Genomic DNA, 13,232 nt, shown 5'->3' on the forward strand with positions numbered 1-13,232 from the left:
GCCGGCCCCGGGTCCTGGGCCGCATGGTGCGGGCAGCAGGCCCCGCGGAGAGCGGGCAGCAGGCTCCGCGGAGGGCGGGCAGCAGGCCCCGCGCTCGACCGCAGATGACGCCATGCGTCACAGGCCGTGAAAGCAGGCCTTTGCCCTCCGATAACGTGCGCTGTGCACGACGTGCCGTCGACATCGGCGCTCGTCACCCAGCACCACCATCCGGAGGAGACCAGATGTCCGCCGTCGAGACCACCGCGCACAACGCCACGAGCACCCCTATCGCCCCGCTGCTCGCCGACCGCTGGAGCCCTCGCGGCTACGCTGCCGACCACGAGCTCACCGGTGACGAGCTGAGCAGCCTCGTCGAGGCGGCACGCTGGTCGCCGTCATGGATGAACTCCCAGCCCTGGCGCCTGGCCGTCGCCCGTCGCGGCACCCCGCTCTTCGACCGGATCGTCGCGACACTCGCAGGGTTCAACCAGTCCTGGATGCCGCGCGTCTCCGCCCTGATCGTTCTGGTCACCGAGACTGAGCGCGAGGGCGAGGAGCTCCCCTACGCCGCCTACGACGCGGGCCAGGCCGCCGCGCACCTCAGCATCCAGGCCGCGCATCTGGGCCTGTGGACGCACCAGGTCGCCGGCTTCGACAAGCCGTCGATCTCGGACCTGTTCGATCTCGACGCCTCGCAGGCGCCCCAGACCATCATCGGCGTGGGCCGCCACTCCTCCCAGGAGGACGTGCCCGAGGGGATCCGCGAGCGCGACGCCCGCCCCCGCGAGCGCCGCGGCGTCGAGGAGATCCTGCTGGCCCCCATCGCGTGAGCGGGGGGCTGTCCGGCAGCTCGCCGCCTGAGGAATCATGGCTGCCATGAGCACCGACCGGACCCGCCGCCCCAACATCATCCTGGTGTGCGTGGACCAGATGCGGGCCGACGCGATGGGCGTCGCCGGCAACGACCGCATCGACACCCCCAACCTCGACGACATGGCCCGGGGCGGGTACCGCTTCACCCGCGCCTACTCGGCGACCCCCACCTGCGTGCCCGCCCGCGTCGCCCTGTTCACCGGCCAGTCCCCCGAGCGCCACGGCCGGTACGGGTACCGCGAGGGCATCTGCTTCCCCGACGCCTACCCGGTCACTCTGCAGTCGACCCTGCGCGACGCCGGATACCAGAGCTTCGCCGTCGGGAAGATGCACGTCTTCCCCGACCGTGCCCGCTGCGGCTTCGACGAGGTCCTCCTGCACGACGGCTTCCTGCACACCTCCCGCAGGCTCAGCGGGGGCCCGTCGGGCGCGATCGACGACTACGTCGACTTCCTGCGCCGGGAGACCGGGGATCCGCGCGCCGACCACCAGGAGACCGGGGTCGGCTGCAATGCCATGACTGCCCGGCCGTGGGAGCGCGAGGAGCGCCTGCACCCCACCCGCTGGGTCGCCGACGAGTCCGTCCGCTTCCTCGAACGGCGCGACCCCACGCGCCCGTTCTTCCTGTACATGTCGTTCCACCGGCCCCATGCGCCCTTCGATCCGCCGCAGTGGCTCTGGGACAAGTACCGCGAGAGGGCCGTCGCCCAGCGACCCATGGGCGACTGGGTCTCGCGGTTCGACGAGCATCGTCGGGACTTCGGCTCCGAGTCCGAGTTCGGCGCCCAGAAGGAGACCACGCACCATCAGGTGCGGGCCGGCTACTACGGCTCCATCGAGTTCATCGACCTGCAGCTGAACCGTCTGCGCGAGAAGCTCTCCGATCTGGGCCTCGCAGAGGACACCGTCGTCGCGTTCGTCTCCGATCACGGCGAGATGCTGGGCGACCACGACATGTACCGCAAGTCCGTCGCCTACGAGGGATCCTCCCGCGTCCCGCTCGTCCTGCACCTCCCCCCGGCCCTGCGGGACGGCTGGGGCGAGCCCGGCGACGTCGAGGGCATCGCCGAGCTGCGGGACGTCATGCCCACCCTCCTCGACATCGCCGGTGCCGACATCCCCGACACCGTCGACGGCGTGAGCCTGCGGCAGACGACGTCGGGCGCCCCCGTGCGCGACCACCTGCACGGAGAGCACCTCATCGGATCGCTCGGACGGCACTCCATGCAGTGGATCCGCAGCGAGCGGCACAAGTACATATGGTTCTCGGGCGACGGCCACGAGCAGCTCTTCGACCTCGAGGACGACCCCCAGGAGCGTCACGACCTCGCTCACCAGCAGGACCTCCCCGCGGAGCGCGCGGCCGAGATCGCCGACGAGCTCGCACGGCACCGCGCCCTGCTGATCGACGCCCTCGACGGCCGGGAGGAGGGATACGTGCAGGACGGACGACTGGTCGCCGGCCGCGAGCCGCAGTCGGAGGCCTCATGGGTCAGAGCGCACGCCATGCTGTGAGGAGTCGACAGGACCACGACACCGCTGACGGCTGACGGCACGACGCCATCGCCGCCAGCTGACAGGTCCACGACACCGCATTCATAGGAGATCGACAGGTTCGACAGGTCCGATGGATCGACCAGCCATCCCCGATCCGGAGGTCCCTGTGCCGCGCCCCATCCGCCTGACCCGACGGACCGTCCTCGCATCCGCCCTGCTGGCAGGGATCGCCGGGACCACCGCCGCCTGCACCGCCTCGGGAGGCGACGACGCCGACAGCGCCGACTCCCTCGGCGCGATCACCCGCACCGACGTGTCCTCCTTCTGGGACGCCACCACGCTGCACACGATCGAGGCGACCATCGACGAGGCCGACCTCGAGGCGATGATCGAGACCTACACATCCTCCGGGGACAAGGAGTGGATCTCGGGAACCCTGGTGATCGACGGCGAGAGCTTTGACGAGGTCGGCTTCAAGCTCAAGGGCAACTCCTCCCTGATGGGCATCTCGACCGACACCGATCCGGCGACGATGCCCTGGCGCATCCGCCTGGACAAGTTCGTCGACGACCAGAACTTCGACGGGGAGGATGACCTGGTCATCCGCGACAACTCCACGCCCTCGTCGCTCAACGAGGCCGTCGCCCTGGACCTGCTCGCGGAGGCGGGCCTCGCCTCGGAGCTGTCCGTCGCAGTCTCCTTCACCGTCAACGACGGGGATCCTCAGCTGCGTCTCGCGCTCGAGTTCATGGACGACGACTGGATGGCCTCGGTCTTCTCCGCCGACGGCATCCTCTACAAGGCCGACGCCGACGGCGATTACAGCTATCGCGGGGACGACGCCTCCGACTATGAGGACGCCTTCTCCGTCGAGGGCGGCGAGGAGGACTTCACCCCGCTCATCGCCCTGCTGAAGTTCCTCGACGAGTCCACCGACGACGAGTTCTCCGAGCAGCTGGCCGACTATCTCGACGTCGACCTGTTCGCCCGCTACCTCGCCTTCGAGACCATGATCGACAACTTCGACGACATCGACGGTCCCGGCAACAACTCCTACCTGTACTATTCCACCGCCGACGATGAGATCACCGTCGTCGCCTGGGACCACAACCTCGCCTTCGGCGGCATGAGCTCCAAGGGCGGGGGCATGGGGGACGAGGGCGGCATGGGCGGTGCGCCCGGGGGCGCGAGCGACGCGGGCGGTGCCAGCGACGCGGGCGGCTTCGCCATGCCCTCCGACGGCGAGATGCCGGAGGGCTTCGAGCTGCCCGACGGCGTCGAGCTGCCGGACGGCGTCGAGCTGCCGGAGGACTTCGATCCCTCAGCAGTCTCCGATGGCGGCGGAGAAGGCGGGGCCGGCGGCATGGGAGGCATGGGCGGCGGCATGGGAGGCATGGGCGGCGGCATGGGAGGCATGGGCGGCGGCATGGGAGGCATGGGCGGGAACGTCCTGTCCGAGCGGTTCACCGCCGACGACACCTTCTCCGCTCTGGTCGACGACGCCTACGAGACCCTCCGCACCGAGCTCGTCGCCTCGGGCCGTGCCGCCGAGATCCTCGCCGCGCGCGTCCAGGTCCTCACCGACGAGGCCTCCGACCTGATCACCTCTGACGAGATCTCCTCCGACGCCGAGACCATCTCCGACATCCTCGACAACGGTCCGACCACCGGAACCAGCGACATGGGCGGCGCCAGCGACATGGGTGGCGGCATGCCCGGCGGTGCGGGCGGCGGCATGCCCGGCGGCGATTCGAGCGACGCCTCCGACGCCGGCGGCTCGAGCGACAGCGCTGACCAGGACTCCTGAGTCGACGCTCGGCCCGGGCGCACAACCAGCGCTCCCCTGATGCTCCGGCCCGGGCGCACAACCAGCGCTCCCGTGATGCTCCGGCCCGAGCAGTGTCCGTCTACCGCCGCTTCAGCCCGTCCCGAGCGGCGGTAGACGGACACTGCTCGGGGACTTCGGGCCGCACTCTCTACTCTCTGCACCGGGAGCACGGCTCGCAGTCCACGCGGCCTGAGGTCCACAAGGTGCCGCCGCTGCGCTCGACCGTCGGCGGGCTCCCCTACTGTGGACGTGCGCGGTCACGGGGACCGCGATGACGTCGTGAAGGAGCCGCCGGAATGCGAGTCGAGCTCGGTTGGTCCCTCGATGGAGCGTCCTGGGCCGATGCCGGTTCCGCACCATCAGAGCGCACCGACAGCTGCCGGACCTCAGGGGACACCGGGCCCTCAAGAGGCACGGGGACCTCAGGAGGCACCGGCAGCGCCGGGGGCACGGGTGCCGCCGGGCAGGTGCGCATGGGACCGCGGGGGTTCGTCGGCCTGCTGCAGACGCGGCTCGGCCTGACACACCCGGCCGTCGATCAGGCGGTGAGGATCGCTCAGTACATGCTGATCGTGGAGCGATGCGCAGCCAGCACCAGCACCAGCACCAGCACCGGAACCGACACCAGCACCAGCGGCTCCTCGGATTTCTGGCCGGCACGGTCATTCGCACTGGATCCATGGAGCACCGCTCGGCAGCTGCTGCGATGGCGGGATGCCGCGATCGAAGCGGGCTGGAGACCGAGGGCGATGAAGAGGACACGCTCCGGTGAGTCGGCAGGCGCAGAAGGCCGGGGACGCGCGGACGGGGTACTCGCGGAAGGGACGCTCACGGACGAGACCCCGGAGGAGACGGACCAGCTCGACCTCTTCGGCCATCTTCTCGACCCGCACGACGTGCACTACCCGCACGACCAGCACGACCAGCACGACCAGCCTGGCCGGCACGAGCCGCGAGGGCTGCCCGCGCGGCTCGAGGCTCTCGCGCGGATCGAGGAGGCCGTCGTCGTGGGCATGCCCGGGATGCAGGATGCCGAGGGGCGCTCAGCGACGCTGTCCCCCGGGGCGGCCGACGATCTCCTCGAGACGATCGAGGAGCTCGAACGCCTGCGGGAGCAGCATCTGCGCTGGCCGCTGGGGATCGACCTCCTCACCCTGGCCGAGGATCCGCGACGGCTGCCCGGGATGTGGCCGCACCTCATCACCCTGCTCGCCGATGCCGGGGTGACTGTCGAGCATGCTGGCAGAGCCATCACGGCGAAGTCGCTGGCGTCGGAGGCGGCCGCGTCTCATGGTGGCAGCACAGACCTCGCCTCCAGCACAGACCTCACCACCTGCGCCGACGCCTTCTCCGGCACGGAGGTCGTCGTGGTCCAGTGCCGCGACGAATGGACCGCCGCCGACGTCGCAGCCAGGTACCTCAGGTCGGAGGTCCAGGGCGGCTCGGACTCCAGCCCTGAGGCCGAGGGGAAGGACGAGGCTCCCCTGCACGTGCTCGCGACCACTGACACGGCTGTCCTCGACCGGGCTCTGCATCGACGAGGGCTGCCTGCCGTCGGCGCCGTCGACCGATCCACGGATCGCGCCTCCCACCAGGTGCTGGGGCTGTTCCTCGACGTCGCGACCGGACCGGTGGACGTCCACCTGCTCGCGGCGCTCCTGGATCTGAGGGTCCTGCCTGCGATGACGGCCGAGGGCGACCCCGTCGGCATCGTGCCCGCGCCGGTGCGCAGGGAGCTGCTGCGAGCCCTCGCCCGCGAGCCCGGCGTCGGCGGGGCGGCCTGGCGCGAAGCCCTCGCACGTCTCGAGGAGCGCATCGCCGACGTCGAGCCGGACAGGCAGGAGACCGCTCGCCGCGCGTTCGAGGTGGCGCGCGAGATCGACCGCCTGGTCGAGGATCCCCTCCCCGGCGATGACCTGCGACCTGGACCGATCGGCGACCGTCTGGACTGGCTCGCGGAGCGTCTGCGGGCGGTCGCGCACCGCGACGGCGATCTCCTGGCGAGCCTCACCCAGGTCAGGACCGTGCAGCAGGTCCTGGGCTTGCTCGATCCGTCGGCCCCCGTCAGCCGCCGCACCCTCCAGCAGATCATCGACGCCTGCGGGCCCGCGGGCACCTCGGCTCTCGCGCGGCGCGAGGTCGCGCCGTGGACCGTGACGACCCGGCCCGCGCAGCTCCCGGCCGACGGCGGCACGGTCCTGTGGTGGGGTCCGGACGCCGACGAGATCCCGACGCCCGTGGTCTGGGACGACGGCGAGGCGGAGGCCCTCGTCGACGGCGGGGCGCGCCTGCTGCCTCCCGAGGAGCTGGCCTCTCTGCAGGTCGAAGCGGGGATCGTCGGCCTGAGGGGCGCCCGCCGGGTGATCGCCGTGCTGCCGGGGCGCAGGCTCGAGGAGCCGGGCCGTCCCAGCAGCCTGCTCGCACGTCTGGAGACCGATGCGGGCCAGAGCGAGGAGGACCGTCTGTCCCCGGAGGACCTGATCTCGGAGGGCTCCTGGAAGCTCGCGGGGCGTACTCTGCCGGTGGTCGTCCCGCCCCAGGAGCATCCGGGGCCCTTCAGCGGCACCGTCCGCGAGGCGGTCGACGCGGCGACCGGTGCACCGCAGGACCTGCAGCACCTGCTGCCCTCGCGACTGTCCTACAGCCAGGTCGACACCCTCATCTCGTGCCCGCACCGCTGGGTGCTGCAGTATGCGCTGGACGTGCGTCCGGCCGAGGTGGCGAGCCTGCCCACGGGCCCCCGGATGGTCGGGACGCTCGTCCATGCGGTCGTGGAAGCGCTCGTCCAGGAGAGCTGGGACGAGGAGCTGGGCGGGAGCCGCCTGACTCCGCCGTCGGCCGCGCGGATCGGCGAGGAGTTCGACCGGCTCGTGCCCCAGCTCGCGTCGGAGCTGGATCTCCCGGGCCGCAGCGCGCAGCGCGCGGAGATCCGCGGCCGCACGATCCGCTCCCTGACCGAGCTGTTCGGCCGCATGGCCGAGGCGGGCTGGCGGATCACGGGCACGGAGTCCCGCTTCGAGCTGCCGCTGACGCTCCCGCTCGACGGCGGGGCCGCACCGCGCCAGGTGCTGTTCGTCGGCTCCCGGGACGTCGATGCGCGTGGGTCCGACGGGTCCGCGCTGATCCTCGACCTCAAGTGGACCTCCAGCCTGCGCCGCTATGCCGACCTCTACGACAGCGGGGATGCGATCCAGCTCGCCTCCTATGCCTGGTCGGTGGCGCGAGAGGCCGACGGGCCCGGCGCGCTGCAGGCCGACGGCCCCGGCGCGAGCTCGTCGATCCCGGCGCGGGTCGGCTACTTCCTCCTGCGGGACGGCGAGTTCGTCTCCGCCGACAGGGCCCTGGACCCGCGCCGGCGCGAGGAGCTGGACGTCGCCGACGCCTGGCAGCGGATGATCACGACCGCCGCGGAGGTCCTCGACCGGATCGCCGGCGGCGAGGTGCCGCTGGGCTGCCGGACGCTGCTGGAGGAGCAGGACCTGGACGAGACCGCGACCTACTCCCAGCGGACCAGCGCCATCAGGCGGGCCCGCGAGACCGCCCGCGCCGACGGGAGGGTCTTCGTCGAGGACCACTGCGGCATCGGGGACTATGCCCAGCTGTGCGGGATGATCGGAGACCGACGATGACCTTCACCCTGATCAACGCCTCCGCCGGGTCGGGGAAGACCTACACCCTCACCCACGAGATCGCTGCGCGCATCGAGCAGGGGCTGCGGCCCTCGCAGCTGATCGCGACGACGTTCACCCGCAAGGCCGCCTCCGAGCTCGTCGACCGGGTGCATCGCACGCTGCTGGAGGAGCAGCGCTTCGACGACGCCCAGGGCATCGCCAGCGCTCTGATCGGGACCGTCAACTCCGTCGCCGGGCGCCTGGTGCGGGAGTTCGCGCTGGACGTGGGCATCTCCCCCGACGTGCAGGAGCTCGACGAGGACCGTCAGAAGGCCGCCTTCTCCGCCGCGATCGACGAGGCCGCCGCCGCCGCGGGTGCCCGGGCGAGCGACCTGCTCGCCCGCACCGAGCATGACGGCGAGGAGGATCCGGCCCGGCCCTACGGCACCGTCCCGTCGTGGCGGGCGCATGTGCGCGAGCTCGCCGAGAAGGCCCGCACCAACGGCATCGATGCTGATCAGCTGCGCGCGGACGCCGAGACCGCCTGGCAGGAGTTCCGTGCGGCCGCGGGGATGGACCCAGTCCGCGCCGGGACGGGAGCGGCCGACGACGGGCCCGGGCACGATCGTCGGCCGGACTGGCTCGCACGGCTCGACCGGGTGATCGCCGGCCTGCGAGAGGATCTGCAGGCCTCGGAGGATCCGTCGCCGGACGCGGGCAGGCCCCCGATCGCGAAGCGCTCCCTGGGCTCCGTGCGCCGAGGCATCGAGACCCTCGAGCGGATGCGCCGCACTCTCGCCCGCCCGGAGCGGGCCCCCTGGTCGATGTGGGCCCGGCTCGCCGCGGTCGCCGACTCGAAGGCCGCCGGCGGCGACGGCGGATACGTCTTCGGCAAGGACACCGACACCGCCCTCGCCGGTCTCGCCCTCGACATCGACCGGCACCTCCTGGATGACCCGCAGCTCCAGGCCGACGTCCGCGACCTCATCGCCCTGGTCATGGACACTGCCGCGACGTCCCTGGACGCCTACGCCCGCTACAAGGACGAGCTGGGGCTGATGGACTTCATCGACCAGGAGGTGCTCGCCCTGCAGGTGCTGCAGCAGAGCGAGCGCGCACGGGACGCCGTGCGCTCCCGCTTCCGCCTCCTCGCCGTCGACGAGTTCCAGGACACCTCCCCCATCCAGCTGGCGCTGTTCCTCGAGCTCGGCACCCTCGTCGAGGACCTCATCTGGGTGGGAGACCCGAAGCAGGCGATCTACGGATTCCGCGACGCCGACCCCGAGCTGATGCTCGGCATCCTCGAGCGGATCGGGGCCGGCACCACGGCGCTCGGCGAAGGACGGGTGGAGGTGCTCCCGGAGTCCTGGCGATCCCAGAAGCCGGTCCTCGACCTGGTGAGCAGGCTCTTCCCGCGCGTGTTCCCCGACCTGCCGCGCGAACGGGTCGTCCTCGAGGCCGCACCGGCGGCAGAGCGCAGACGCGCCGAGGCAGGTCATCGGGCCGGGCGGATCGAGGCCTGGGTCCCGCAGCACGACGGGCGCCGGTCCCAGCCCAAGCACGCCCGCGCGATCGCCGACGGCGTGCTCGCGCTCCTCGAGGAGGACGGCGTCGGCCCGCAGGACGTGGCCGTGCTGGTCCGCTCGAACGCCCAGGCCCAGCAGGTCGTCGACGCACTCACCGCGCGCGGGATCCCGGCGTCCGGGGAGGGCGCCTCGATCCTCGCCACCCGCGAGGGGCGCATCCTGCGCGCCGCCCTCGCCGTCACCCTCGACGGCTCCGACACGCTCGCCCTGACCGAGCTCGTCGACCTCCTCTCCGACCATCCCGCGCATGAGGACTGGTTCTCCCGGCTCAGCGCGGCGCCCGACCGTCGGGCGCGTCGGGCCGTGTTCGACTCCTGGTGGCAGGCCGATGTGCTGTCCGGACTGCGATCCCTGCGCGAGGAGTGCATCTCGCTGACCCCCGTGGAGATGATCACGGCTCTGTCCGACGCCCTCGACCTGCCCGAGCGGATCCGCTCCTGGTCCGCGCCCGACCAGCGCCTGCGCACCCTCGATGCGATGCGCAGGGTCGCCGGCGAGTACGCCGACCAGGCGCGCTCCGCCTCCGCGCCGATCACCCTGACCGGTCTGCGCGGCGTGCTCGACGACACCGACCGCGGGCCCGACCTGACCGGCACGCCCGACACCGTGTGGGTCGGCACCGTCCATGCCGCCAAGGGCCTGGAGTGGCCGCACGTGGTGGTCATGCAGCAGGACCCGAAGGACCATGCGGTCACCAGCGGCACCTTCGTCGTCCCCGCGGCCGAGCTCGACGTGATGCATCCGCTGGACGGCCGCTCCCTGCGCTACTGGCCGAAGCTCCTACCCGCCTGGCCGAAGCTCCAGGAGGTCCTCGCCTCCTCGGAGCACGCCCGACGCCGGGGTGCCGCGGAGCGCGGGGAGGCCGGTCGTCTGCAGTACGTCGCCCTGACGCGCGCCGCCGATGTCACCGTCCTCAGCGGCTACGGCTCGGCGCCCGTGCTGGACGCCCTGCTGGAAGCCCAGGAGGGCGAGGCTCTGCCGACACCGGTGCTGAGCTGGGCCGTCGGCGCCGACGTGCTGCACGTCCAGGAGCTCTGCGAGGACGGCGGCATCCGCGACGCCGCCCTCACCGCGACGATCCGCGCCGTCTCCTCCGACGTCGACGAGAACTCCCCCGTCCACCGCCCCCGTCGCAGCCCTCTCGCCGCCACCGATCTCCCGGCCCGGCGCGGCGGGGCCGGTGCGGCAGGCGGGACCGGTGCGGCAGGCGGGACTGGCACGGCAGGCGGGACTGGCGCGGCAGACGGAGCCAGTGCGGCCGGTGCGGCCGACGAGGCGAGGAGGGAGGTCAGCGCCCGCTTCCAGGCCTCCGGCGTCAGCTCCGACGAGGCCCTGGGCACCGTGCTGGATCCGGTGCGGATCGGGCCGCCGCTCGTCGAGGGCGGAGGGACGGGCTGGGAGCGCGTCGGAGAGGCCGTGCACGGGTACCTCGCCCTGCCGCTGCGCGACCTCGATGACGCCCAGCGGGAGCTCGCCGCCGAGCGCCTCGTGCGACGCTGGAGCGTGGAGCGCGCACTCGGGGCCGAGCGCCTCATGGCGGCCGGACGCGCCTGGCTGGACCACCTCGACGCCCGCTTCCCGGGCGCCGAGCAGCTCACCGAGCAGCCCATCACCTGGTGGAACGAGGACGCGCAGGTCATGGAAGGGTGGATCGATGCTCTGCTGCGTCTGGCCGACGGCCGCATCGTCCTGATCGACCACAAGTCCTACCCCGGCCAGGATCCTGTCGCGCATGTGCGTGAGCACTACCTCGGCCAGATGGACACCTATGCGCAGGCGCTGACCGCTGCAGGCATGGCCCCGGACCAGATCCTCATGCATCTGCCGCTGCGCAGCGAGGTCCTCGAGGTCCGCCTGGCGCGAGGAGCAGGGGGCACGGACCCCGGAGCCGCGGATCCTGGGAGCACGGACCCCGGAGCCGCGGATCCTGGGAGCACGGACCCCCAGTTCGCAGATGCGGAGCCTGCAGATGCCTGAGACGCCGACATCGACCGCCCCGCTCCCGACCGTCCTCGAGAGCGCCGACGAGGTCCTCGCCGCCGCGCGCACGGTCCTGGATGAAGCGCTCCGCCATGGGAGCAGACGGCTTCTGGGGATAGCCGGTGCCCCCGGCGCAGGCAAGTCGACGCTCACCGCGCTGCTGGCCGAGCACCTGCCGCAGGGCTCGAGCGTCGTCGTGCCGATGGACGGCTATCACCTGGCCGACGTCGCTCTGGACCGGCTCGGCCGCCGCGATCGCAAGGGCGCGCCCGACACCTTCGACGCCGCCGGGTACGTCTCCCTGCTGCAGCGCATCCGCAGCGCACTCCCCCAGGATCCGCCGGTGTGGGCACCGATGTTCGAACGTGACCTCGAGCAGCCGCTCGCGGGCGCCATCGAGGTCCCCTCGGACATTCCCCTCATCATCACCGAAGGGAACTACCTCCTCTCCGACGACGACGGGTTCGCCCAGGTCAGAGCTCTGCTGGATGTCTGCTGGTTCGTCGAGGCGCCCGAGGCCCTGAGACATGAGCGCCTCATCGCCCGCCATGAGAGATTCGGAAAGGCTCCCGACGCCGCACGTGCCTGGTCGCTCGGTCCCGACGAGGCCAACGCCCGCATCGTCACCGCCACCCGGGGCCGCGCCGACGCCATCGTCCATCTCGACTGACAGGCCAGCACCGAGCGCTGCAGCTGCCACCCCCGACCCGCATCCCTACCCACCTGAGCCACTGCTGCCTGTCCTAGACCACCGTCCGCCTACCCTCAGCCCCTGACCTTCTGCCCTCAATCACCGCAGCCCACCATCCGCCCGGGCCTCTGTCCACCATCCGCTCGGGCCTCTGTCCACCATCGGCAGATGAGAAGCATCTGCCTCGCATATACCGAGGCTCGTGCCGCTCATCTGCCGATCATGGACAGGACTGCTGAACCTGGGCAGAGCTGCCGATCACGGACGGGAACGACCAGGAGGGCATGGAGGCGTTGGGCCGAGGGCACCCGGCCAACGGGGACTCCGCGATGATGCCGAGCTCAGCCGCGGGAGATGACCGTGCGGACGAAAGCCGCTGATCGTTCGCGCAGACCCTCGATCTTCATCTGCTGGTGGTACTCGAGCAGGGCGGGGTCCTCGGTGCGCAGCTCGTGGGGCGGCGGGGGCTGACGCACGTTCGAGGAGCAGGCGAAGTTCGCGCACACCAGGGTCCCGATGGTGTTGCCGCGCCGTCCTGCCTCGCCGGCGAGCGGAGCGACGAACGAGGCGGCCTCGACACCGCCCTCGCACCAGGAGCACATGATCTTGCGGACGGGCCCGGTCTCGGTGCCGCGCAGCAGCATCACGGCCAGCTCGCCGTCGAGCTCGAGAGCGACGTAGTGCTGGCGGGGCCGCTTGGCATCCTGCCAGCCGAGATAGTCGAGGTTCTCGAAGTCGATCTGGTCGAGGTCAGGCAGGAAGGCGCGCTTCGCCTCGCCCTTGCTGGCGTTGATGAAGGAACTGCGGATCTGGGATTCGGTCAGGGTGTTCATGGGGTGTCCTCACGACAGGGCATGCCGACATGCGCGGTGCCGAGGCAGCGGTCCGGCGGCAGCGCAGAGAAGGCGTCCGGCAGAGTCCGGCGACCGGGACAGCTGGGCTGTTCAAGCCGGCGCCGACTCGGGCTCTGACGCTGACTGCTGGCGCTGGCTCACGGATCGCATCGGGCTGACGGTTCTCACGGGTGCGGAGCGCACGTCGTTCCGTCCTGGTCCGGGCAGGGGCATGCGGAGATCTGGATACGGCGGAGGCGGCGTGCCCTGGGCACGCCGTGGTCACACCAAGGAGGCCCAGTGGGCCGCCTCGCTTCCTGCACGCTGACCGCGCATGCTCATCTCCTCGAA

General features: G+C 71.6%; 8 protein-coding genes. 6 read left to right on the forward strand and 2 right to left on the reverse strand.

All coding sequences use genetic code 11. The features are described 5' to 3' along the window. Positions 1–224: 224 nt before the first annotated feature. The 3 genes from ACZ5AJ_RS11180 to ACZ5AJ_RS11190 all read left to right on the forward strand — a co-directional run bounded on the left by ACZ5AJ_RS11180 (position 225) and on the right by ACZ5AJ_RS11190 (position 4,159). Positions 225–812 (forward strand): nitroreductase family protein, encoded by a 588-nt coding sequence (locus ACZ5AJ_RS11180; RefSeq protein WP_464134409.1) that lies wholly within the window; start codon positions 225–227, stop codon positions 810–812. Between the two features lie 46 nt (positions 813–858). Continuing rightward, on the forward strand, positions 859–2,370 hold the full coding sequence (locus ACZ5AJ_RS11185; RefSeq protein ID WP_464134412.1) for an arylsulfatase: 1,512 nt from the start codon (positions 859–861) through the stop codon (positions 2,368–2,370). Between the two features lie 148 nt (positions 2,371–2,518). Continuing rightward, a complete protein-coding gene (locus ACZ5AJ_RS11190) occupies positions 2,519–4,159 on the forward strand; it encodes a CotH kinase family protein (RefSeq protein ID WP_464134416.1) in 1,641 nt (546 codons plus the stop codon). Positions 4,160–4,736: 577 nt separating this feature from the next. Here the strand turns inward: ACZ5AJ_RS11190 and ACZ5AJ_RS11195 are convergent. Continuing rightward, positions 4,737–4,868 (reverse strand): hypothetical protein, encoded by a 132-nt coding sequence (locus ACZ5AJ_RS11195; protein WP_464134421.1) that lies wholly within the window; start codon positions 4,866–4,868, stop codon positions 4,737–4,739. Between the two features lie 61 nt (positions 4,869–4,929). Between ACZ5AJ_RS11195 and ACZ5AJ_RS11200 the strand changes: the two genes are divergently transcribed. From ACZ5AJ_RS11200 to ACZ5AJ_RS11210, 3 genes are read left to right on the forward strand one after another with little or no spacing between them, the layout of a single operon-like run. Beyond that, positions 4,930–7,809 carry a PD-(D/E)XK nuclease family protein gene (locus ACZ5AJ_RS11200; RefSeq protein WP_464134423.1) on the forward strand — a complete coding sequence of 960 codons (2,880 nt, stop codon included), beginning with the start codon at positions 4,930–4,932 and terminating at the stop codon, positions 7,807–7,809. Continuing rightward, positions 7,806–11,354 carry a UvrD-helicase domain-containing protein gene (locus ACZ5AJ_RS11205; protein ID WP_464134427.1) on the forward strand — a complete coding sequence of 1,183 codons (3,549 nt, stop codon included), beginning with the start codon at positions 7,806–7,808 and terminating at the stop codon, positions 11,352–11,354. Before ACZ5AJ_RS11200 ends, ACZ5AJ_RS11205 begins: the two co-directional genes overlap by 4 nt. Further along, a complete protein-coding gene (locus ACZ5AJ_RS11210; RefSeq protein WP_464134431.1) occupies positions 11,347–12,027 on the forward strand; it encodes a nucleoside/nucleotide kinase family protein in 681 nt (226 codons plus the stop codon). Before ACZ5AJ_RS11205 ends, ACZ5AJ_RS11210 begins: the two co-directional genes overlap by 8 nt. A 362-nt stretch (positions 12,028–12,389) precedes the next feature. Here ACZ5AJ_RS11210 and ACZ5AJ_RS11215 read toward each other — a convergent pair whose 3' ends face one another. Continuing rightward, positions 12,390–12,881 carry an FBP domain-containing protein gene (locus ACZ5AJ_RS11215; protein WP_464134435.1) on the reverse strand — a complete coding sequence of 164 codons (492 nt, stop codon included), beginning with the start codon at positions 12,879–12,881 and terminating at the stop codon, positions 12,390–12,392. Positions 12,882–13,232 lie beyond the last annotated feature (351 nt).

The sequence above is a fragment of the Brachybacterium zhongshanense genome (assembly GCF_055385755.1).